The organism is Paenibacillus sp. JT31N11 (assembly GCF_056269285.1).
In genome coordinates, this window is record NZ_JBWDNQ010000013.1 from 24,107 (window position 1) to 47,429 (window position 23,323).

19 protein-coding genes and 1 other annotated feature are annotated in these 23,323 nt (G+C 51.5%); of the genes, 5 read left to right on the top strand and 14 right to left on the bottom strand.

All coding sequences use genetic code 11. The annotated features are described in order from the left end of the window. Window positions 1–23 precede the first annotated feature (23 nt). Window positions 24–1,949, bottom strand: coding sequence for a sensor domain-containing diguanylate cyclase (locus AC0YNV_RS30810; RefSeq protein WP_475771444.1), 1,926 nt, complete (start codon window positions 1,947–1,949; stop codon window positions 24–26). A gap of 366 nt (window positions 1,950–2,315) precedes the next feature. On the opposite strand from AC0YNV_RS30810, the gene rpsD reads away from it, so the two are divergent. Continuing rightward, on the top strand, window positions 2,316–2,915 hold the full coding sequence (rpsD, locus tag AC0YNV_RS30815) for a 30S ribosomal protein S4 (RefSeq protein WP_210039972.1): 600 nt from the start codon (window positions 2,316–2,318) through the stop codon (window positions 2,913–2,915). 143 nt (window positions 2,916–3,058) lie between these two features. On the opposite strand, the gene tyrS is transcribed toward rpsD, so the two are convergent. Continuing rightward, window positions 3,059–4,312, bottom strand: a complete 1,254-nt coding sequence (gene tyrS / locus AC0YNV_RS30820; protein WP_210040023.1) for a tyrosine--tRNA ligase — start codon at window positions 4,310–4,312, stop codon at window positions 3,059–3,061. 52 nt (window positions 4,313–4,364) lie between these two features. Next, window positions 4,365–4,644, bottom strand: a binding site (T-box leader). Window positions 4,645–4,900: 256 nt separating this feature from the next. Here tyrS and AC0YNV_RS30825 point away from each other — a divergent pair. Further along, window positions 4,901–8,044 carry a transglycosylase domain-containing protein gene (locus tag AC0YNV_RS30825; protein ID WP_475771445.1) on the top strand — a complete coding sequence of 1,048 codons (3,144 nt, stop codon included), beginning with the start codon at window positions 4,901–4,903 and terminating at the stop codon, window positions 8,042–8,044. Window positions 8,045–8,222: 178 nt separating this feature from the next. Here AC0YNV_RS30825 and acsA read toward each other — a convergent pair whose 3' ends face one another. Next, window positions 8,223–9,947: an acetate--CoA ligase gene (gene acsA / locus AC0YNV_RS30830; protein WP_475771446.1), complete on the bottom strand. Its 1,725-nt coding sequence runs from the start codon at window positions 9,945–9,947 to the stop codon at window positions 8,223–8,225. A gap of 197 nt (window positions 9,948–10,144) precedes the next feature. Between acsA and AC0YNV_RS30835 the strand changes: the two genes are divergently transcribed. Both AC0YNV_RS30835 and AC0YNV_RS30840 read left to right on the top strand, forming a co-directional pair. After that, the gene (locus AC0YNV_RS30835) at window positions 10,145–10,777 is read left to right on the top strand and encodes a GNAT family N-acetyltransferase (RefSeq protein WP_379113347.1); all 633 of its coding nucleotides are present in this window, start codon (window positions 10,145–10,147) and stop codon (window positions 10,775–10,777) included. A 25-nt stretch (window positions 10,778–10,802) separates the two neighbouring features. After that, on the top strand, window positions 10,803–11,981 hold the full coding sequence (locus tag AC0YNV_RS30840; protein WP_475771447.1) for an acetoin utilization protein AcuC: 1,179 nt from the start codon (window positions 10,803–10,805) through the stop codon (window positions 11,979–11,981). Between the two features lie 182 nt (window positions 11,982–12,163). Here the strand turns inward: AC0YNV_RS30840 and AC0YNV_RS30845 are convergent, their stop codons facing one another. From AC0YNV_RS30845 to AC0YNV_RS30865, 5 genes are all read right to left on the bottom strand, one after another. Continuing rightward, window positions 12,164–12,868, bottom strand: coding sequence for a 5'-methylthioadenosine/adenosylhomocysteine nucleosidase (locus AC0YNV_RS30845; protein ID WP_475771448.1), 705 nt, complete (start codon window positions 12,866–12,868; stop codon window positions 12,164–12,166). Further along, window positions 12,865–13,872 (bottom strand): catabolite control protein A, encoded by a 1,008-nt coding sequence (gene ccpA / locus AC0YNV_RS30850; RefSeq protein WP_210039967.1) that lies wholly within the window; start codon window positions 13,870–13,872, stop codon window positions 12,865–12,867. Before ccpA ends, AC0YNV_RS30845 begins: the two co-directional genes overlap by 4 nt. 208 nt (window positions 13,873–14,080) lie before the next feature. Next, entirely contained in the window at window positions 14,081–14,440 is a 360-nt protein-coding gene (gene ytxJ, locus AC0YNV_RS30855) for a bacillithiol system redox-active protein YtxJ (RefSeq protein WP_475771580.1), read from the bottom strand. A gap of 55 nt (window positions 14,441–14,495) precedes the next feature. Continuing rightward, window positions 14,496–14,909, bottom strand: coding sequence for a hypothetical protein (locus AC0YNV_RS30860; protein WP_210039966.1), 414 nt, complete (start codon window positions 14,907–14,909; stop codon window positions 14,496–14,498). A 208-nt stretch (window positions 14,910–15,117) separates the two neighbouring features. Next, complete coding sequence (locus AC0YNV_RS30865) at window positions 15,118–15,546, bottom strand: VanZ family protein (RefSeq protein ID WP_475771449.1); 429 nt, start codon at window positions 15,544–15,546, stop codon at window positions 15,118–15,120. An 85-nt stretch (window positions 15,547–15,631) separates the two neighbouring features. Between AC0YNV_RS30865 and AC0YNV_RS30870 the strand changes: the two genes are divergently transcribed. Next, window positions 15,632–16,153 (top strand): type 1 glutamine amidotransferase domain-containing protein, encoded by a 522-nt coding sequence (locus AC0YNV_RS30870; protein ID WP_210039964.1) that lies wholly within the window; start codon window positions 15,632–15,634, stop codon window positions 16,151–16,153. A 38-nt stretch (window positions 16,154–16,191) separates the two neighbouring features. Here the strand turns inward: AC0YNV_RS30870 and ptsP are convergent, their stop codons facing one another. From ptsP to AC0YNV_RS30900, 6 genes are all read right to left on the bottom strand, one after another. Beyond that, on the bottom strand, window positions 16,192–17,949 hold the full coding sequence (ptsP, locus tag AC0YNV_RS30875; RefSeq protein ID WP_475771450.1) for a phosphoenolpyruvate--protein phosphotransferase: 1,758 nt from the start codon (window positions 17,947–17,949) through the stop codon (window positions 16,192–16,194). Next, the gene (locus AC0YNV_RS30880) at window positions 17,946–19,829 is read right to left on the bottom strand and encodes a glucose PTS transporter subunit IIA (protein WP_475771451.1); all 1,884 of its coding nucleotides are present in this window, start codon (window positions 19,827–19,829) and stop codon (window positions 17,946–17,948) included. The genes ptsP and AC0YNV_RS30880 overlap by 4 nt, the downstream gene beginning before the upstream one ends. Window positions 19,830–19,964: 135 nt before the next feature. Further along, window positions 19,965–20,768, bottom strand: a complete 804-nt coding sequence (locus AC0YNV_RS30885; protein ID WP_475771452.1) for a hypothetical protein — start codon at window positions 20,766–20,768, stop codon at window positions 19,965–19,967. Window positions 20,769–20,931: 163 nt separating this feature from the next. After that, on the bottom strand, window positions 20,932–21,366 hold the full coding sequence (locus tag AC0YNV_RS30890; protein WP_475771453.1) for a CoA-binding protein: 435 nt from the start codon (window positions 21,364–21,366) through the stop codon (window positions 20,932–20,934). Window positions 21,367–21,416: 50 nt separating this feature from the next. After that, on the bottom strand, window positions 21,417–22,709 hold the full coding sequence (gene aroA / locus AC0YNV_RS30895; protein WP_475771581.1) for a 3-phosphoshikimate 1-carboxyvinyltransferase: 1,293 nt from the start codon (window positions 22,707–22,709) through the stop codon (window positions 21,417–21,419). A gap of 42 nt (window positions 22,710–22,751) precedes the next feature. Then, window positions 22,752–23,270 (bottom strand): shikimate kinase, encoded by a 519-nt coding sequence (locus AC0YNV_RS30900; RefSeq protein ID WP_475771454.1) that lies wholly within the window; start codon window positions 23,268–23,270, stop codon window positions 22,752–22,754. Between the last annotated feature and the right edge of the window lie 53 nt (window positions 23,271–23,323).

Genomic DNA, 23,323 nt, shown 5'->3' on the forward strand with positions numbered 1-23,323 from the left:
CACCCCTACGTTTCATCCTTTGCTCAAGCTCCGACAAACACCCGGTTGCGCCCATTGTTTTTGGCTTCATAAAGCGCCATATCCGCCCGGTAAAAAAGAGATTCCACACTGACCAGATCATCCTCAAAGACCCATTCCGAAAGCCCGCATGACACGGTTACGGAGGGGTCCGTGAGCATCTCCACCCGGCTGCGGATTCTCTCGGCGATCCGGTAAGCCTGCTCGGAACGGATTTGCGGCAGGTAGACCGCCAGTTCTTCGCCGCCCCATCTCGCTGCGATATCGCTTTCCCTGATGCAGGATCGGATCACTTCGCTGACACTGATCAGAATCCGGTCACCGATCTGATGTCCATAAGTGTCATTCACTTTTTTGAAATAATCGATATCGACCAGAACAAGGGATCCGCACTTGTCTTTGCGCTGCCTGGCCTGGATCTGTTCGTTCAAATAATGCCTTGCCCGCAAGCCTGTCAAATTATCGGTAATGACCATCCGCCGCACCTCCGCATGCAGCGAAGCGTTGGTAACAGCCAAGCCGATATGGATGGACAGCACCTGCAGCAATTTATAGTTATCATATGAAAAGTAATTCGGACTTTTGTGAGTGACCATGATGACCCCGACCACTTCCGTATTGGCCATGATTGGAGCTGCAATCAGCGAGCGCGACCCCGTCCCGTCCATCAGCTTGGACGACACGACCGGCGTACTTTGGTAGTCGGAAATAATAAGCGGCTCCTTCGTCTCGTATACGATGCCGCAAAAACCATGTGATGTGGAATATATTTCGTTTGCAGCCGAAGGCAAATTGCTCGCCATCATTTTGAAAACGTTGGTTTCGTTATTCAACTGCAGCACATTGCAGTAGTCCGCTTTGAAAATATGCAGAAGCTCGCTCATTGCAAACTGAAAGATTTCTTTCAGATGCAGGGACTGATTGAGCCGCTTCGTCAGCTCATTGATAAGCCGAAGCTCCCCGATCAGCAGATTGGATTGCTCGAACAGCTTGGCATTCTCAAAAGCCGAGCCAGCCGTATCGCAAAGCATGACAAGCGCTCCAATATCGGAATCTTCCAAATATTTTTTCTTCATCGTCACACTTAAAACACCGTAGACAGCCTGCTTGCCGCTCATCGGTATCGCCAGCTTGAATAAAGCATCATCCTCATATTCCATGACAGGCTTGCCCTCCAGAAAAGCCTGTGCATAGAGATCGGCTGCGGAATGCCTCAGCATGAGCGGCTTTACGCGAGGGTCGCCATTAACATGATCCTGCGATAAGTACAGATCGACCTCGGCATGCGGGTACAGGTTCTCCACATCCACAAGAAGGACATTCAGCACCGAGGTGACTTCATTCTGGTCATGCAGCCGCTTGGCCGTCTGAAACAGCGTATCCCTTCGAAAAGCTTCCTTCTCGCTTGATTGCTGCCGGATCAATAAATTCTGCACAAACACCTTCTCGAGATGAGAGTAGAAAAGCACGCGAAAATGAAGTGCCGCCGTTTCGAGCAGCGCAGCAAAATTTTGGGCGGGGGAAAGATTGCTTGCGAACAAAACAGCGAGGCAGTCCTCGTTCTTTTTTTTCAAAAGCGGCACAACCAGAATTCCGCCTCTAATCAGATTCTTTCTTTTTATAGAAGCCTCTTCGGCCAATTGCCGAAGATCATGGGAGATGGATTGATCTGGATTCGCTTGATCCGATGCTGCGATTATTTGTCCATGTGGATCAGTCAGCAAAAGGAAACCGTCCAGAAGCGGTGAACCCGCAGATTCGTTTAGCCAGTCCTGAAAGCTGCTCCGAAGCAGGCCCGTCAGAAGCGTTTGGTCCTCTTCATAAATATCCTCGTTCGCAAACCAGAGGGACGGCAGCGGCAATACTTGTTCATTCCCGGACAAGCGTTCATTTAGAATCGGGTTGTCTGCACGAACAAAGTTCTTTATCAAACAGCATCGCCTCTTCTCTATGTAGCAAGGATCACAACAGGATGGATATGATCTATCATACTTCAATCTCTGAAAATATGCACTACTTTAGTCATAAGGATATAGGACTTTAGGTTCATATTCTGCCATGGTATGTAAGATTTGATTATTTCCTTGATTTTACTTGACTTTAGCCCCTACATTTATATAATATTTATAGTTGAATATATGGGAACGGTTTTGTGTCACCCTCATTGAGGCTGTCTCTGGCAGGACTGCGGCTGAACATGCCTGTCAGGACTTGATCGATTGTCGTTTAAGCGCAGACAGTACTCGGCGAAACACCCATTTTCAAACATCCCATTTGAAGAAGGAGTTTTACGACACATGTCAAGATATACGGGCCCTAAGTTTAAATTAAGCCGCCGCCTCGGCATTTCCTTAAGCGGTACTGGTAAAGAATTGAAACGCGCATTTCCACCGGGACAACATGGTCCAGGCCAACGCAAAAAAATGAGCGGTTATGGCATTCAATTGCAAGAAAAACAAAAACTGCGCCATATGTATGGCATGAATGAAAAGCAGTTCCGCAACCTGTTTGATAAAGCCTCCAAAATGAAAGGTATTTCCGGGGAAAACTTTATGGCCCTTCTTGAGAGCCGTCTGGACAACCTCGTTTACCGTCTTGGATTTGCTAATTCCCGTTCCGGTTCCCGCCAGCTGGTATCACATGGCCACATCACGGTAAACGGCAAGAAAGTGGATATCGCTTCTTTCACTGTTTCCATCGGAGATGTAATCGGACTTCGTGAACGCAGCCGCGGTATCAAATCCGTTAAAGAAGCTTTGGAAGGACGCAATTTCCTTCCTAACTACCTGGAGTTCAATGATACTGCTGTAGAAGGCAAGTACCTTCGCCTTCCAGAACGTGCTGAGCTTCCACAAGAAATCGATGAGAAACAAATCGTCGAGTTCTACAGCCGTTAATCCCAATCAACATGAGAACGGTCCTTCCCGGGCCGTTCTTTTCTTTATGTTTATAAGCATGTTTTCTTCCCCCTCAGAAATTTATACTTGCTTATGACTTTGAAAAAAAGCCTGCCCGGCGTTTACACCAGGTCAGGCCTCTGCTATTGGATCGTTATTCTGGCGAATCTGCGTTTGCCCACTTGAATAACATCACCTTCGGATACCAACACCTCTGCGCCCGGATCATCGATCTTCAGCTCGTTTATCCGGACTGCGCCCTGCTGAACGCTGCGCTTGGCTTCACTGCCCGATGGCTGAAGGCCGAGCGTCGTCAGCAGCTTCACAATTCGGATGCGCCCTTCCTCAAGCTCAGCTGCCGGCAGAACGGCCGTTTCGATATCCTCCGGAAGAGCCCGCTGCTGGAATACCGTAACAAAATGCTGCTGAGCTGCCTCTGCGGCTTCTTCACCGTGATACATACGCACGAATGTGCGGGCTAGCTGCATCTTCACATCCCGCGGATGCCTGGACCCGTTCTCCAAACCAATGCGCAGCTCTGCAAGCTCCTCATTGCTCATATCTGTAGCAAGCTCATAGAACTTTACCATCCGCTCGTCCGGTATGGACATCGATTTGCCGTAAATTTCATTGGGCTCCTCATCGATCCCAATATAATTCCCAAGGCTCTTGCTCATTTTTTGTACGCCGTCCAGACCTTCCAGAAGCGGCATCATAATAGTAGCTTGCGTCGCTTTGCCATACTCCTTCTGCAGTGTGCGACCCATCAGAACATTGAATTTCTGATCGGTTCCGCCTAGCTCGACATCACTCTCAAGGGCAACGGAATCATAGCCCTGCATCAAAGGATAGAAAAATTCATGAATGCTGATCGGCTGGCCTGACTGGTAGCGCTTGGTAAAGTCGTCGCGTTCCAGCATGCGGGCTACCGTTAATTTCGCCGAGAGTGTGACCACCTCTGCAAAATTCATGGGACCCAGCCATTCCGAATTGTAATAGACTGTGGTGCGCTCAGGATCCAGCAGCTTGAAAATCTGCTTCTTGTAGGTTTCCGCGTTTCGCTTGACATCATCCTCGCTGAGCTGCTTGCGCGTCTCTGACTTGCCTGTAGGATCTCCGATCCGCCCCGTAAAATCGCCGATAATCAGCTGCACTTCATGCCCCAGCTGCTGGAATTGACGCAGCTTGTGAAGCACGACGGTGTGTCCGATATGAATATCAGGCGCGGAAGGATCAAGGCCGAGCTTCACCTTCAGCGATTTTCCCGTTGCTACCGCATGAATCACTTTTGCTTTTAATTCATCCTCGGGTACAATTTCAACTACTCCCCGCCGGATCACGTCCATTTGACGCTCCACTTCCTGCTTCTGCCCGTCTGTCAATTCATCCCATTTCACCATGCCGATTCACTCCTACAAAAAATTTTGAACACAAAAAAACCCTTTCGTCGCAAGGGACGAGAAGGATTTGCTCGCGGTACCACCCTCATTAGAGCTGCATGATCCGAAGTATTTAATCAGGATGCATGCTCAAACAGCTCTCACTTCATTTCATAACGGATATCATCCGGAAGCAGACTACTGAATGTCCCCCTTCATAAAGGAACGAAAGTTCGTCCGATCAGCTCGAGGTGGTAATTCACGCTGCGGCGCGTACCGGTTCACACCTGCCACCGGCTCTCTGGTTATCGTCAATTCGCAGCCCTACTGCAACCTGTCAATGCTGTTCTGATATGATCTTTTTTTAAAACCAGGGAATGTAACCAACCTTGCCGCCAAGAATGGCGAAAGACGTTTCTTCTTGATTCCCGTTATATCATACACATTGACTATAGTCAACGGACGGCTTGTATCCTTACTCCTGTATACAAGGGGCCTTTCAACCTGAACTTGCTTGAGAGCTGACAAAATGCAGCTTTGTAACTGCACGCTGCTGGGGATTTATGCTATAATATTTCTGTTAATCGGAGGAGGAGTTATGTACATATGGATCAAGACCAAGGGCAGAACAAGAATGGACACAGCAAATGGCGGACATTCGGAATTGTGACCCTCATTACCGTCAAATGGTTGTTCATATTCGGCTTGTTGATCGGCTTGTTCGCAGGAGGTATCGCCTCCGGCTATGTCGCATCGTTCGTCAAAGACGAACCGATCCGTTCACGCGCTGAAATAGAAGAGAAAATCGACGAGAATGCTACTACGGGCTTCGTATACTTCAATGATGGAACACCTGTCGGTCAGCTTCGTACCGAAGAAGACCGTCGAATTGTAACCCGCGCGGAAATACCCGATCAGGTGGTTAATGCCGTATTGGCAACAGAGGATAATAATTTTTACAATCATATCGGTGTCGACGTCAACGGCCTGGGACGCGCCGTCAAGCAGAAGCTGCTTAACGAAGATACGCAAACAGGCGGCAGTACATTGACACAGCAGCTGGCCCGTCAAGTCTTTCTTACACTGGATAAGACGGACAGCCGAAAAGCGAAGGAAATCTTTCTCTCCCTTCGGCTTGAGCGTTTTCTGACCAAGGACGAAATTTTAACCGCCTATTTGAACAAGGTTCAATTCGGCACTGGCAACAGCGGCTATAATCTTTATGGAATCCAGGCTGCGGCCAAGGGTATTTTTAATATTGTCGATTTGAAACAGCTGAATATCGCACAGTCGGCCTACCTGGCTGGATTGCCGCAGCGCCCCTCCGCATATGCGGCCTTCACAAGCAAAGGAAAGTTCAACGAAGACGGATTCAAGCTTGCCGTGGAACGGCAGCATAATGTGCTCAAATATATGCTGGAAAACGGACGCATCACCTCGGATGAATATAATGAAGCGTTGGCATTCGACTTGCGTTCATCCCTTGCCAAGCCAACAGAAAAGGCTTACTCCACGTTCCCTTATTTGATGCTTGAAGCGGAGCGCCAGGCTGCAGAGGTTCTGCTGATGCAGAAGGACCCGAGCCTGACACAGACCGATGTCCGCAAGAAGGAAAATGCCCCGGCGCTGGAGGAGTCTCGAAGCCAGCTGCTCCGCGGGGGTTACCGCATTTATACGACGATTGACAAGCGTGTATACAATTTGATGCACCAAATCAGCAATGATCCCGATAATTTCACGCCGGACAGCAAAGAAAAAGGCATGGAGCAAATCGCCGCCGTCATGATCAATCACAAAACAGGGGCAATCACGAGCATGATCGAGGGCCGCGATTTCTATACGGAGCAGATGAATCATGCCACACAGATGACCCGCCAGCCCGGTTCCACCATGAAACCGATCTCTGCCTACTTGCCAGCTATTGAAAAAGGGCTGGTCCAGCCCGGCAGCATTATTGACGATGCTCCTATGGTTCTGAAGGATGGGCAGAAAGGCTTTCATATCCCGATGGACTCCAACAAGCGTTTTGCCGGTCTGGTTACAGCCAGGGAAGCCCTGAACCGCTCCATGAATCTGCCGGCGCTCAAAGTTTTCAATGAGATGGTGACGATTCCGGAGGCGTGGAAATTCACGCGCAAGCTGGGCATAACCTCCATTAAGCCTGAAGACGATTATGCGCAGACAGGAGTAATCGGCGGACTAAGCGTCGGCGTATCCGTAGAGGAATTGACGAATGCTTACGGCAGCATTCCGAATAACGGAGTATTCAATGACGCTTACATGATCAGTAAAATTACCGATGACAAGGGCAATATTATTTATGAGCACAAGAATCAGCCCACTCGCGTGTTCTCGGAGCAAACTGCATTTCTGATGACCGATATGCTGCGGACTGTTATCTCCGATCCCAGCGGTACGGGACATTCCATTGCTTCCAACTTTACCGGCTACGGCAAAATTCCAGTTGCCGGCAAAACGGGCTCGACCCAGGATTACGGAGATGTCTGGTTTATGGGCTTCACGCCTGATGTCACGCTTGGCGTATGGGCGGGATATGAGGAGCAGGTCCATACCCTGTCCAAGGATGGGCGGGCACGGGCCAGATCCATCTGGACCCTGATCATGAATTCGGTCACCAAGGACAGGCCTGACCTGTTCCCGACGGAGGCATTCAAGAAGCCATCCGGCATTGTTAAAGCGACCGTATCCAGCGTAAGCGGAAAGCTGCCTACCGATCTGACCAGACAGGCAGGAAAATTGGTCACCGACTATTTCAACCAAAAATATTTGCCAAAAGAATCGGATGATGCCCTTGTTAATATGGCCTATATCACATTCAATGGCGTTAACTATGTACCGCAGCCATCGACGCCTTCGGACATGGTCAGCGAACAGCTTGTCATCAAACGCCAGAAGCCGCTTGACGAGCTCATGTCTGAGATTTCAGCGGCGCAGGCGAAGCTGCCGGCAAGCAGCAGACGTTCCATGAGTTCTTATCTGCCGGCGGATGCGGGTAAAGATGCCCCATCCAAGGTGGATCCACGGGTTGAGGACGGCCGCGCGCCAACTCCGCCTGCTAATGTCCGGCTGCAGCCTATTCCGGGGAAAAGCTCCAATCAAATATCGTTCAGCAAATCGCCGGAAGCAGACGTCGTCGGCTATCGTCTGTACCGTTCTCTCAATGAAGAGCCTTATAAAATTGCAGGCGCGCCTGTGTTGGCCGGCGCAGACACCGAATTTACCAATTCGATTACGCCAAGTCTGTCTTACCGTTATTACATTACTGCTGTTGACGTAGGAGGACATGAATCGGCACCAAGTGCAATTGTGGGCTCCAATAATTCGATGGTTCCGCCAATTCAACCACCGTCAATACCAGGCACTGGGGACGAGGGTGCAGGCACGCCTGTCAATCAATCTGAAGGAACATCACAGGGCGACGCCGTCACGATCGACCAAGGGAATACGGGCCAAAATCTAGTGGCGCTTCCATCCGCACCTGCCGGCATTAAAGGGGAAGTTACCGATATCGGCATCAAGCTGACATGGGAAACAAATACGGCTGCCGAGAACGTAACTTCGTACAATGTCTATTACAGCACCGACCAGGGCGGAAAGTTCACCAGACTCGGTTCAACGGCTGAAGCCAGGTTCGAATATCTGTCCACAATCACAAGCGGTTATTTCCGGGTTACTGCGGTCAATGAATCAGGCGAATCCGCATCTTCGTACACCGTTCAGCTTAAATAACAATAGAAACCAGGCTTTACCGTCCTCTGGCGGTGAAGCCTGGTTTCTTCACAACGCTGCCCCTGGTGAATGCACAGCAAAAAGCCCGCCCCAATGCATAAACGGCAGAGGGGCGGGCTTTTTGTGTAGAAGCAATGAATACTATAAGGATAATGGCTTGCTGCTTACTAAATGTCGGTTAATCCTCGATGGTCGACAAATCGCCTGTCGGCAGATTTAATTCCCAGGCCTTCAGTACACGCCGCATGATTTTACCGCTGCGGGTCTTGGGCAGCTTGTCTTTGAATTCGATTTCGCGCGGTGCAGCATGCGCAGAGAGCCCTTCCTTGACGAAGCGGGAGATATCCGCCTTCAGCTCCTCCGAAGGCTCATAGCCCTCACGGAGCGCCACAAACGCCTTGATTATCTCGCCGCGCATGGGATCAGGCTTGCCGATTACGCCGGCTTCGGCAACTGCCGGATGCTCAACCAGCTTGCTCTCCACCTCGAAGGGACCAACACGCTCTCCCGCCGTATTGATGACATCATCGATTCGGCCCTGGAACCAGAAGTACCCGTCCTCGTCTTTATAAGCGGAATCACCGGAAATATACCAGCCGGGAATTCGGAAGTATTCTTCATACTTGGCTGGATTATTCCAGACCTTGCGCATCATGGATGGCCAAGGCGTGCGTATCGCAAGATTGCCCATCCGGTACGGCGGCAGCTCATTGCCGCTGTCGTCAATGATGGATGCCTGTACGCCTGGCAACGGCCGCCCCATTGAGCCTGGCTTGATGTCCATGCTTGGATAATTGCAAATCAGCTGCGCGCCTGTCTCCGTCATCCACCATGTATCATGAATACGCTGATTATAGACCTTCACTCCCCATCGGACCACCTCAGGGTTCAAGGGCTCGCCCACGCTGAGCACATGTCTGAGGCTCGACAGATCGAATTCCTTCACGACATCGTCGCCTGCGCCCATGAGCATACGGAAAGCCGTTGGCGCACTGTACCATACCGTTACTTTATATTTCTCGATTGTTTTATACCAGTCCTGCGGGCTGAACCGTCCGCCGCGGATAACATTGGTTGCCCCGTTCAGCCATGGCGCGAATATCCCGTATGAGGTTCCGGTGACCCATCCCGGATCGGCAGTACACCAGTAAATGTCATCCGGCTGCAGATCCAGCACCACGCGTCCGGTGAAATAATGCTGTATCATTGCGTTTTGGGCATGAAATACGCCCTTCGGCTTGCCTGTGGAGCCTGACGTATAATGAATCAGAAGCCCGTCTTCCCGATCGAGCCATTCAATCTCCGTTGCGTCGGATGCCTTAGCCATTTCTTTCTTGTAATCAACAACGATCCCGCTTGCTTCCACGTCTTCGCCATATACGATAATATGCTTCAAATCCGGCAATTCTGCACGAGGAATCCGTGAAAGCAGCGCTGGTGTGGTGACGATAGCTGTCGCGCTGCTGTCCTGCAGCCGGTCCTTGACGGCGGTCTCCATGAAGGCTTCAAACAGCGGCCCAACAACAGCTCCTACCTTAAGCGATCCGAGCAGGCTGAAGTACAGCTCCGGTGTGCGCGGCATGAAAATAAATACCCGCTCACCCTTCTGGATGCCCAAACTGCGAAGCACATTCGCAAAGCGGTTCGACTGTTTGGACATTTGTTCAAAGGTGTAGGATTCGTCCCGAGCGTTATCGCTATAATAGAGGGCGGTTTTCCCGCCGAGACCTTGTTCAAGATGACGGTCAATCGCTTCAAATGCCATGTTCACTTTGCCGGTTTCATTCCAGGAAAACTGCTTTTCAATCTGATCGAAGCTGAAATGCTTTGCCATTTCGTCATAATTTGTCATGTTGGAGCCGGAAGCCGTTGCGGGTATCCGTTCTTGATGCATATCTAACATAATCATCATCCTCCTGCCCATTGTAAAACTATTCTGCCAAAAAGAAGCGGCTGAGTTAGGGTGAAAAACATACAAAAACCGCCTCGGAAACAGAATACGCTTTCATATTATAACATAGGCTCCGATGGTTCAACCATCCTTTTCATCACACTGATTATTTGTTATAAGTAAAGGTGATCCCGAAAGGAGCATGACTGTTGGAACATCGCAAAATAATGCAGGTTCGGCGCCTGGCCTGCCAGGACCGGGAGCTTGTGATTGAAGGGCCGATCCCTGCAGATATTCTGTCAGGATATGTCCTCCACCCCGACTTGGATGCTTTTCGCAGGCCGATCGAGCAGCATAAGGCATTGGTCGAAATTGCCGAACTTACAGAAGGGCGGATTATCGCCGTCAGAGACGCGGAAACGATCGTTGGCTATGTCACCTTTCATTACCCGGACGAGCTGGAGCGCTGGTCGGAAGGCGGAATGGACGATCTGATCGAGCTCGGAGCGATTGAAGTGGCAAACAGCTATCGGGGCTTGGGCCTCGGGAAACGATTGATCGAGACAGCTTTTGCGGAAGAGCAGCTGGAGAACGCTATAGTCTATACAACCGAATATTATTGGCACTGGGATCTTGAAAACACGGGTCTGAACGTATGGGATTATCGTGCGATGATGGAAAGGCTGATGAAGTCCGTAGGGATGATCTGGTTTGCGACAGATGATCCGGAAATTTGTTCGCACCCCGCCAATTGCCTGATGGTTCGCATCGGCAGGGAAGTTCCCCTCTCCTCGGTCGAGCAATTTGACCGTGTCCGTTTTCGCCAGAGATTCATGTACTAGTCAGACAGAAAGGAGATGAAGTCCGATGACGGCCAACGCCGTATTTATCCATCATCCGGGCGCGTCCCGGTATAAGTTCAATGAACAGCATCCCTTTAATCCTCAGCGGCTTGCTCTGGCTATCGATCTGCTGCAGGAAGTGAATGCGCTGCAGGCACAGGATATCGTCGCCGCATCGCCGGCATCGGAAGATATTCTCGCGCTCGTTCACCGCAGCGACTATATTGAAGCTGTGAAGCAGCTCAGCCTTGATCCGCCGCCGGAGCAGTGGGTGCGGCAAGCGCAGCTTTACGGTTTGCAGACCGAGGACACCCCTTTTTTCCCCGGCATGCATGAAGCAGCCTCGGCCATTGTCGGCGGCTCCGTACTCGCAGCCGACCTCGTGATGTCCGGACAAACATTACATGCGTATCACATGGCCGGCGGACTGCATCATGCGTTTCCCGACCATGGGTCCGGATTTTGTGTATATAATGACGCTTCTATCGCGATAGCCCATATCAGAAAGCAGTATGGCGTAAGGGTGCTCTACATTGATACTGATGTCCATCATGGCGATGGTGTTCAGTGGACCTTTTATAATGAATCCGAAGTGTGCACGTATTCTATTCACGAGACCGGCAAATTTCTTTTTCCCGGAACGGGGTTTGTCCATGAACGGGGTGCGGAGCATGGCTATGGCGCCAACTTCAATGTCCCGGTAGATCCGTATACGGAAGACGATTCCTGGCTGGAGAGCTTCACGGCCTCGATCCGCAAGGTTGCGGCCGCCTTCAAGCCTGATATTATTGTCAGCCAGCACGGCTGCGACGCACATGCCTTTGATCCGCTGTCGCATACCCACTGCAGCATGCGCATTTATCAGGAGATGCCTGCCATTATTCATGCGCTTGCCCATCAATATGCGGAAGGACGCTGGGTAGCTGTCGGAGGGGGCGGATATGATATTTGGCGCGTTGTACCGCGTGCCTGGGCGCTTGTATGGCTGGAGATGATTAATCACCCCATCTCTGCTGCTCTCGCTGAGAAGCACAGCGACGTGCCTCTCCCGGCCTCTTGGCTGAACCGTTATTCCAAGGAGAGTCCGGAGCCGCTGCCGACGCATTGGATGGATGATACAAGGAGCTGGCCGCCGATGCCGCGTCGTTCCGAAATCGAATCCTCCAACCGCCGGACCAGTGAAATTGTCGTGCAGGACTTATAGCTGCATAAAACAATCCACCACCATAAACCAATAAAAGGCAATCCGGCAAGCTCCGCTTCTATAGGCGGGCTGCCGAATTGCCTTTTTGAAACTTATTGAGTATATCTGTTCATACCTGAAAATTATAATTTGTTCTGTGGAGAAACCATGCTTCAGCCCCCACAGGACAGCGGAACTGCTTCTTACATATACCGGAGCATCTCATCAATGATCCGGTGGGAGTTAATAGAAGCTTCCACAGTGAAGTCCGCAAAATTAACATGGGCCGATCCGTCAGCCTTGTCCGACATGGAACGAATCACAACGAATGGCACGCCATTCATCCCGCAGACCTGAGCAAGCGATGCCCCTTCCATCTCCGTGCATGCACCGCCAAGCTCCTCATGCAGCTCGCGAACGGCTTCACGGGATGCAATAAACTGGTCGCCTGAAAGCACTTTGCCTTTCATGCTGCGTCCCGGAAAGAGACTTTCGCAGGCGCTGGCAGCCAGCTCGACAAGTGAAGCATCCGCCACCCACTCCGAAGTTTCCTGAAAAGGGATTTGTCCGCGGGCGAAGCCAAGTGGTCTGCAGTCCATATCATGCTGGACGCAAGAGGTCGAGACGACGATATCCCCGATATTCAGACCGGGATCCAGTGCGCCGGCTACGCCGGTAAATAAAACAGAATCCACACCTGCGTCAATGAGCAGCTGGGTACAAACAGCGGCGTTTACCTTGCCGACTCCCGATTTGCAAAAAACAACATCATGTCCGTGAAGCTTCCCTTCAACATAGGTGATGCCCGCTTTGTCGAAGGAGCCGGTTCTCTCGACATGCTTATGCAGCAGTTCGATTTCCTCCACCATAGCCCCGATAATACCGATCTTCAAAGCCTTCTTGGTCATTTCCGGCTACCCACCGATTGACGCGTAATCACTTCATGCGGAAGAACGACGCGGGCTTGCTCCACCGATTCCTTCTTCATCAGCTTGGTCAACAGACGCATCGACACCGCGCCGATATCATACATAGGCTGGGCGACAGCCGTCAGCTGCGGACGAACCATGGAAGCCATGCGGCTGTTGTCCACACTGATGACGGATATATCATCCGGAACTTTAAGCCCCGAATCCTGGATGCAGTGGATAGCGCCGATAGCCATCTCGTCAGTTGCAGAGAATACGGCTGTTGGCAGCTCGGAGAGCTCCAGGAAATATTTCATTGCTTCAACGCCGGATTCATAACGGTAATTTCCGGTACGCACCAGATTCTCGTCATAGGAAATTCCCGCCGCTTCCAGCGCCCGCTTATATCCTTGAAACCTTGCATAGCCATTGGATGGATCCTGCAAAGTCCCGCTGATCATCGCGATCCGTGTGTGCCCCTGTTTGATCAAAGTATCCACGGCGTCATAGGCCGCAGACTCATGATCGATATCAACAGAAGGAATGGAGCCATTCTCATCCGTTGTGGCGCAGAGCACAACAGGCACATTGGAGGTTTTGAAAGCCTGCAGATGCTCGTCCGTCACAGCGCCGCCCATAAACAGAAGACCGTCAACCTGCTTCTCCAGCAGCGTGTTGATAACGCGGATCTCCTTGTCCTTCTTCTTATCGGCGTTGCACAAAATAATATTATAGTGGTACATATTCGCAATATCCTCTATACCCCGGGCGACCTCTGCAAAAATTGCGTTGGAAATGTCAGGAATGACAACGCCGACTGTCGTCGTTTTTTTGCTGGCCAAACCACGAGCTACTGCGTTTGGACGATAGCCCAGACGCTCGATCGCTTCGAATACCTTTTTGCGTGTTTGAGGCTTCACATTGGGATTGTTGTTCACGACCCGTGAAACCGTGGCCATGGATACGCCTGCTTCTCGTGCTACATCATAAATGGTTACCGTCAAGGTCCTTCTCTCCATTAGTTCAAATTTTTGTAACGATAGTTTTCCTTACATCTTCTCTATCGTTCTAGGGAAGAAACCTGCTTTTGCCCGCAAAGAGGCGTCTGCCGCAACTGAACCTTATCCGGCTCAAGGTTCTTGACCTTGGCAAATGCGGTTTCTTCTTCAAATATCGCGCCGTCTTACTTTATCGTAATGATACGACAAAATATTACTTTTCGCAATGATTCCCAAGATGATCATCTAATGTCGAATAGGTTATGCCCCAATGGGAAGCATGCCAGGAAACCATTCCGTTCTCAATAAGAAGCGCTTGGGGGGATTCATGCTTGATCCCTGTCTGCTCGGCAATCGCCCTGGAAAGCTCCTGATGATCCACAACTTCAACCAGAAAACAAGGCGGGGAAAGCTCTCCTGCATCCTCCAGCCATGCGGTTAATTCGTCATAGGCACCCGTACTTACGGAGCAGCGGCAGCTGTGTTTGAAAACAAGCAGCGGCTTAACCCTGGAGGCAGACAGCACTTCATTCCATTGCTGAACGGTATTGAGAGATGTGATTCGCTCCAGCAGGCAGCCCCCCTTATCTCTGTCCTAAGATCATAATGAATATAAATAATACCTATGTTTAGAATGTAGGGGTTTTCCGGCTTAACTGGGTGAGCCGTTTATGTATATCCGCGATCCAGACTTCATCTTCAGCCGCTTTGGCGACGGCATACAAATCAAGAAGAGTATTGATCCGGTTCTCCGTACGCTGCCTGATCGCCTCGGAATCGGACAGCTTGCGGTCATGATAGGCTTCTACTAATAAATCTGCCCATTCGTTCCACTCGTTAAACAAGTAGGTTTGTTTATCCGGTTCAGTTCCCAATTTCCCGATCAGCCCGGTCAGGTCCGGTTTGACCTCAGGAAATACTTCGCTGCGGCTGCATGCAGGGCATGAGTATATCGGTACATTGTCAATTTCCACTTTACCAGAGTAAATAACAGTGCGCAGCTTGATAAGCATGACGTCGCCGCAAGGACACCGTTTCTGCAAAATCGTCCACTCCTTCTCACGGCATTTGCCGTCGTTTAAGAAGAAACAGCCTGCCTTTGGGCGGCGCACATTTCTTCCCGTCGAAAATACCGGAATGTGCCAGAACAGCAGGCATATGATTTTCCGCCATTTCGATAAGAGTATTCGACTACTTTTGCTGAAAGTCCTGCTTAAACGGCAGATGTAATTTTTGCATAACCGCCCTGCTTTAGGATGTGATCTTCCGCCATCTCCTGCGAACAGCGGGTATGGCAGTAACCGCCATTGCAATGGCGCCGCCGATACAATCATTGCGGATGTCCTGCAGATCGGGGGTGCGCCCGCCGACAAAAGACTGATGATATTCATCGGTCAAGCCATACAAGCCGCAAAGAGCCACGATCAGGATCTTCATGCCCCAGCTGTCCGCACGTGTTCCGAATCCATAATCAAATGCAAGCGCGAGTACGAAATATGCCATGAAATGTCCCCAATCAAAGCTGGACATCGCCGGAAGCAGCTTTTGAAACCACGGCAGAAAACGATTGATCTCGTCACCGGTCCGGGAGGAAAGAAGAAATATAGCCGCCATGACCGCAAGCGCCGGAACCGCATACAGGAGACTGCGCCGCTTATTGGCATGAAGAGTTTGCTTCACGGGATCACCTTCGATACAATATTGCTGATAGACTGCAAGAAGCAAGCCTGACAGTTTCATAATGTTGACGTTAAGGAGGATTACAATGACGCTGCAAGGTAAAACCATTATTTGTTTATTGGACGATGAATTCGAAGATTTGGAGCTCTGGTATCCCGTTTATCGCGTACGCGAAGAAGGGGCAGCCGTACTGTTCGCCGGGCCGGAGAAGAACCGCACTCATATTGGCAAATACGGCGTGCCGGCAAAAGCCGATCTGTCATTCGACGAAGTAGACAGCTCGCAGGTTGACGGCCTGCTCGTTCCCGGCGGATGGGCGCCGGACAAGCTGAGACGCTATCCGCAGGTGCTTCAGCTGGTCAAGGATATGGATGCCGCGGCCAAACCGATCGGTCAGATCTGCCATGCCGGCTGGGTGCTTATTTCCGCAAAGATACTCAGCGGGCGTAAGGTCACATCCACGCCTGGAATACGCGATGATATGGAAAATGCCGGCGCTGTCTGGATCGACGAGCCAGTGGTCGTCGACGGCAATCTGATTTCCTCGCGGAGACCGCCAGATTTGCCTCCGTATGCCAAGGCTTTCGTAGATGCATTCAAGGGATAAGGTCATCTCCTCCAGCTAAGCAGCAGCTGTGATAACTGCTACCGGGTGGTCATCGAACCCTGATTCCCGCCGCTTTGCTGCATGCTCTGGAAAGATGCCAGCATTTCATGGATGCTCCGACTCGTGCGGCAGGTTAATATTTCACTGAACAATGAACGGCTGTCCTGCTGCGTCAGGGAAAGCAGCCGTTCTTTAATGGGCAGTATGGCATGCGGCGACATGCTGAGCTCATCCACATCCAGGGCGAGCCAAATCGGAAGTGCCTTCAAATCCCCGGCCATTTCTCCGCACACACCGATATGAATACCGGCTTGCTTGGCTGCCTCCACAGTGAATTTCAACATTCTCAGCACAGCTGGATGATACGGCTCATACAGATGCGAGATTTGATCGTTCATCCGGTCGACGGCCAGCGTAAACTGAACAAGATCATTGGTTCCTATACTGAAGAAATCCACCTCTTTCGCAAGCAAATCGGCTATCATCACGGCAGCCGGAAGCTCGATCATGATCCCCACTTCAATATCCCCGTCATAAGCATGTCCTTCTTCCACAAGCTCGCGCTTCGCATCCGAGAGCAGCGAATTCGCCGTCTGAACCTCTTCGACCGATGAAATCAGCGGATACATGATTTTCACTTTACCAAAGGCGCTTGCACGCAAGATGGCCCTCAGCTGAGTTTTGAAAAGCTCCGGTTTGTCCAGGCATATCCGGATTGCCCGATAACCCAGAAACGGATTCTCCTCCTCCGGAAGCTCAAAATAATCAAGCTGCTTATCGCCGCCAATATCCAATGTGCGAATAATCAAAGGCCGCCCGGCTAGCTTTTCTGCGACGCTTCGGTAAACTTCAAACTGTTCTTCCTCCATAGGCAGCCGGCTCCTGTCCATGTAGAGAAATTCCGTTCGGAACAGCCCAACGCCGCTCGTACCGCTGGCAAGCGCAATATCCAGCTCCTTAAGCGAGCTGATGTTGGCGCCAAGCTCTATCTCCTTGCCATCCTGGGTAACCGGTTGAAAGCTGACGATGCCTTTGAGCCGCTGGCTGGCTTCCTGCTGCTGCTTCTGCTGCTGGGTATAACGGTCGATCAAATGAGCCTCGGGGTCCAGATGAACAACTCCGGTGTCACCATCAATGATAAGCATATCTCCGGTTTGAATGGCATCTTCAATCTTCGTATCCAGTCCGACAACCAGCGGGATGCCGAGCGCTCTGGCCATAATGGAGGAATGGGAGGTCGTGCTGCCAACAAGCGTAGCGATACCGAGCACATGGTTGGGATTCAAATGAGCCAGCTGTGAAGGCGAAAGCTCTTTGGCCACGAGTATGAAGGGCTGCGTATCGGACGGCAGTGTAATCTCCGGAGCGCCAAGCAGATGCTTGAGCAGCCGGTTGCCGACATCCTTGATATCCAAAGCCCGCTCCTTCATATATTCATCATCAAGCAGATCGAACATCGTGACAAAGTGGTCAATCGCCTCTTTTACCGCCACTTCGGCTGCCTTGTACTGCCGCTGGATGATGCCCTGAATCTCGTTCATAAAAACAGGATCCTCCAGAATGGCCAGATGGGCGTCGAAAATATAGCTTTCCTCCGTACCCACAACTTCGCGAAGCTCATCCTTCATTTGCTCGATTTCCACTTTCGAGGTACGGATGCCCTCGTATAGCCGCTCGAACTCACGAGCCAGATCCGCCACGTCGATTTTTTGCTCCGGCAAATCCCACTCCCAGTTCGGCAGAACAAATGATTTGCCGATTGCAATGCCTGATGATGCGCCAATTCCTTGAATCATGTCGTATCCCCCCCACTGCTTCTCTCTTTCAGAACGACTGACATTACAGATGCTTGCCCCCGTTTAACGCTCTTGAACGGAGCAAAACTCCATGAACGAACACGATCGGAATTCGTGATCACCATCGGTGTCGCCAGGGATTTGCCTTCCTTGCGGATTTGCTGCAGATCAAACGTGATAAGCAGCTGGCCCGGCTTCACCTGGTCGCCTTCCTTGACGATCGCATGGAATCCTTTGCCTTTGAGCTGTGAGGTGTCAATGCCGATATGCAGCAGCACATCCAGCCCCTCGGGCGTTCGAATACCGATGGCGTGCATGGATGGGTATACATGGATAACCTTGCCCTTCACCGGAGAAACAAGCTCGCCTTTGTCCGGTATAAAAGCCACTCCGTCACCGACAAGCTTGCCCGCAAATATCGGATCGGGCACCTCGGTCAGGGGAATCATCCTCCCCTGCAGGGGCGAGCTGAACAGCACTCGTGTAATGTCCCGGCGGATTACCTTGTCCATCTCTTCCCGGATAAGCTCGGAATAGGTGCCGAAGACGATCTGCACATTGCCTCCGCCCAGCCGGATCACGCCGGCAGCGCCCAAATGCTTCAGCGCGTTATTGTCCACCAGCCGGTCGCTGCCGACCTTAAGACGAAGACGGGTAATGCAGGCTTCCATTTGCAGTATATTTTCTTTGCCCCCGATCGCTTGCAGAATAAGCGGCGCCCGGTAAGGGATATCGCCTGCCCACTCATCGAGCTGGGAGCCTTCCTCGCGGCCGGGAGTCGGAATACGGAAACGCCGTATCGCCCAGCGGAACAGAAAATAATATAGAAGTCCAAAGACGATGCCTATCGGGATAAGCAGCCAGCCCCTCGTCGCAAGATGCTCATTAATCAGAAAATCAATGGCCCCTGCCGAGAAGGAGAATCCATGTAAAATGCCCAGCTCGTAAGTGAACCACATCATCAGGCCCGAAAGCAGCGCATGCACCACAAATAAATACGGCGCGACGAACAGAAAGGCAAACTCGATCGGCTCGGTTACCCCGGTCAGAAAAGACGAAAGCGCCGCGATCATAAAGGTTTTGCGGATCTTCGGCTTCAAATCCTCCCGCGCCTCGTGAATGATCGCGAAGGCAATGGCAGGCAGCGCAAACATCATCGTGGGATACAGCCCCGCCATAAAAGCTCCTGCGGTCGGGTCGCCGGCAAAAAAGCGCGGCAGATCGCCGAACAGAACGGAGCCGTCGCTCTGCTGGTAGCCGCCTACCTGGAACCAGAAAACATGACTGACCAGGTGATGGAGGCCAAAAACAACCGTAATCCGCAGTACAAAACCGAAAAGAAAAACGCCGAAGCCCCCGCCAGAGGATACGATATCGCCAAGTACCATTAACCCTTCGTGCACACTTGGCGCAAGACGCACCATGACGATGGCCAGTATCGCTGAGAAGAAGCTTACAGCCAGCGGCACAAAACGAGGTCCGCCAAAAAACTGGATGTATTCCGGAAATTTGATCGATTTGAACCGTTCATTGAAGATGCTCGTAACCACGCCAATAATGACTCCGGTAAATACAGTCGGTTCCAGCTCGTAATGACTGGCATTTATGATGCCCGTATAAATAAACATGCCTGCCAATGCTGCAAGGCCTGCAGCACCTGCATTGCTGGTCATGCCCATCGCCACACCGAACGCAAATAAATAGGGCAGAAAAGTGAATAACGCTTCACCCGCCATATGTAAATGGGACTGCATGCCTGGAAGTCCCAACGCGTCCCAAGGCAATGCACTGAGGCTGAGGAATACAGCCGCTCCCGGGAGCACGATGGTCGGCAGCATTAAAGATCGTCCAAGCTGCTGCAGGTGCCCCATTATGTTCATCCGTGAAACCCTCCCCTTTTTGTCGCCTATGCCGTATAGAATTTTTCTCTATTGATCGTAAGCGTTTGGCTCTGCTTTGTCAAAAAAAAACGGCGGACCCGCTGGTCCGCCGCTTCTCTGGTATTGGCCTGCCGTTTAACGCTGAAAGCCGCCAAAGGTATTTTGTGCGCCCTGGAAGGAGCTTGCTTGCGAGCCAGACGAATAACCAAGCCTGGAGAGAACCGGACCCGAATTCGAGACCGCGTTGGTGGCTTGGTATACCGGGTTTTGAGAAGTGTGCGCATTCGCCTGCGAGAAGTTGTTTTGGCTTTGCAGGTTGGAGCGGAAACCAAATTGGTTTTGCGGTTGATTGAATTGATTCTGGTTGAATTGGTTTTGGTTCATTTGATTCGTTCCGGCCGTGTAGCCGACATGCGAGATCACCGGTTGCTGCTGCATTTGGTTCGATTGGTTGAACTGGTTTTGATTCGATTGATTCGATCCTGCCGTGTAACCGGCATGCGAGATCACCGGTTGGTGCTGCATTTGGTTCGATTGATTGAACTGGCTGGTTGAATTGGAGCGGAAATTTTGATTGGCACTGTAGCCTCCAGCATGGGAAATAACAGGTTGGGACTGGTTGGCCTGGTTTGAAGAACCCATTGAAGAAAACTCAGTGTTAAAATGGTTTTGCGGTTGGTAATCCTGGTTAGCCGTGTAGCCCACGTGAGAGATCACAGGCTGGTTTTGATTTTGGTTACGGCTTTGATTCATTCCAAAGCTGTTGATTTGGGAAAAGCCTGCGCCTGAAGACATCCCTTGGTTTTGCTGCTTTGGCTGTCCTTGATATTGGGATTGAACATACCCAAGTGGCTGGAAGCTGTTCCGGCTGCCTTGGTTGCTAAACTGCTGTCTGAACTGACTGTTTTGAAACCCGCCTTGCTGCGACATCGAGTTCACGTGTTGTCCTCCTTGGAATAAAAAAATGTCGACCTCCGGATGCCTTATAGGCTGCACCTTCCAAAAGCCTTTCTTATTGTGGGAGAGACTGGCGTGAATTATGAATATACAGCCCGTATAAATAATGGGCGGGTTTCAGGAAATTACCAGAAGCAAAATCTGCTTATGCCTTTGTTTTTCCATGCGGCAACAATAAGGAATCCTCCACTTTGATGCAGCGGTCCATAATGACCTTCAGGCCAGCGCGTTCCGCGATTTCGGCAGTCTCGTCATGGTAAACGCCCAGCTGGAGCCAAATGACTGCTGCCCCGATTGCTGCAGCCTCAGCCGCAATGGGCGGAGTAAGCTCGCTGCGCCGGAATACATTGACCAGATCCACTTTCTCCGGGATATCCCGCAAGGAAGGGTAGGATTTCTCGCCCAGAATGGTATCGGCATTGGGGTTGACCGGAATAATCCGGTAGCCTTTGGCCTGCATCGCCTGCGACACCAAATAGGATGTGCGCTCGGGATTATCGGATAAGCCAACCACTGCGATCGTATTCGTTTGTTCCAGAATTTCCTTGATTTCCTCGCGTGAAGGGTTTTCAAATGCCATAAGAGACACACATCCTTTGGTTATAATGGTTTATAAGTTTTTCATATGGTCTATTCGATCCATTCGACATTGGCTCCCAGAATTTTCAAATGGTCAAAATATTGCGGATACGACTTGGCGACATGATGGGCATCGCGAATGCGCAAGGGCTGCTTGGCGCGGAGTCCGACAACAGCGAGTGCCATAATAACCCGATGGTCATAATGAGCGTTGATTTCAACTCCGCCCTCGACACCCTCGGGACGGCCATGCACGATAATCTCGCTTTGACGCTCCTCGACATTCGCCCCGGCCTTGCGCAGCTCGTTCAAATAATCCGTAATTCTGTCGCATTCCTTATAGCGCAGATTCTCCACATCGTAGAAACGCGAGGTTCCTTCCGCGAACACAGCGGCCGCCACCATGGCGAGCACCGCGTCGGTAGCTTTATCCCCGTCAAACTCAACTGCCTTGAGCTTGCCGTTGCCCTGAACGCGGACAACCCCTCCCTCATGGGTCAAAGGAACCTCCATAGCGCGGAGCACATCGACGATGGCGCGTTCTCCCTGCTTGCTGTGCTCCTCCAGCCGGTGCAGCGTAACATCGGACTGGGTGACAGCAGCCGCTGCAAGAATAGCCGCAGAGCCGGGGTAATCACCCTGGACGACGTACTTCTTGGCTTCATAGCTTTGTCCTCCGGGAATGCGGTAATGCATCAGATCATCGCTCGCTTCAATGACGATACCCGCCTGCTTAAGCACTTCCAGCGTCTGTCCCACGACGACCTTGGATTTCAGATCATTCAGCACCTCGATCTCGCTGTCTTCCGCAAGCAGCGGCGTCAGAAACAGCAGCGCGCTTAAATATTGCGAGCTTACACTGCCGGAAACACGGATTTTTCCGCCCTTGGCCGATCCTCCGCGAATCGTGATGGGAAGACGTCCCTGATCATGCCGGACCTCTACGCCCAACTGCCCAAGAGCATCAATCAGATCGTCATGCGGACGCTTGCCGAGCGAATCCGGGTAACGGTTAATGAAGGTAACATCCGGGCATAGGGCGGCAACTGCCATCAGGAAGCGTAGAACAGCGCCCGCATTTCCCACATCCAGCTCATTGATATCCTTCGGGCTGCGGCCGAAGCCCGTGATGATCATCTTCTCGTCGTCTTCTTCGATGACCGCGCCCAGATCCCGGATACAGCGGCGCATGGCATCGCTGTCCTCGCTGTGGGCCGGATAGTAAACCGTGCTCGTTCCTTCCGCCAGCGCCGCAACGAGCAGGTAGCGGGTGGTGTAGTTTTTGGATGAGAGCGCCTGGATTTCTCCATGCAGTTTAGGGGTTGGGGTTACGAGAACGTCCATCTTTGAAATCATGCTCCTTTATTTAAGTTGGGTGGTCTATTGCTATTGCTGCAGGAAGGCTACGATCTTGTCCACCACTTCATGCGCATTGAGCTTGGATGTATCAATGGTCAGATGGGCAAAATCGTAAGCATGCTTGCGATCCTCCATAAGCTGGTTGACCCGCTGTCTCAGATCTCCCTGCAGGAGAGGACGCGAAGCGTCTTGGCTGACACGGGAAATGATCTGTTCCGCGTCCGCCGTAAGCGCCACCACCAAAGCGGAATCAAGCATCAATTCACAGTTGCTGGGAGCCAGCACCGCGCCTCCGCCAGTGGCGATGACCTTCCTCTCCTCATGGCTGAGCACATCGGCCAGCGCAGCCGTTTCCGCCTCCCGGAATGACGACTCGCCGCGATGCGCGAAGATTTCCGGAATGCTTCTTCCTTCGCGGCGCTCAATCTCTGCGTCCACATCTATGGTCTCACAGTCCAGACGCCTGGCCAGCAGCTGGCTGACCGTTGACTTGCCTGTCCCCATAAATCCGACCAGTACAATATGGACTTGCTGCTTGTCCGCCATTCGTTAGCACACCTTCTTTATTTGCTGCAGATTGATTTTACACATGTTTGCTT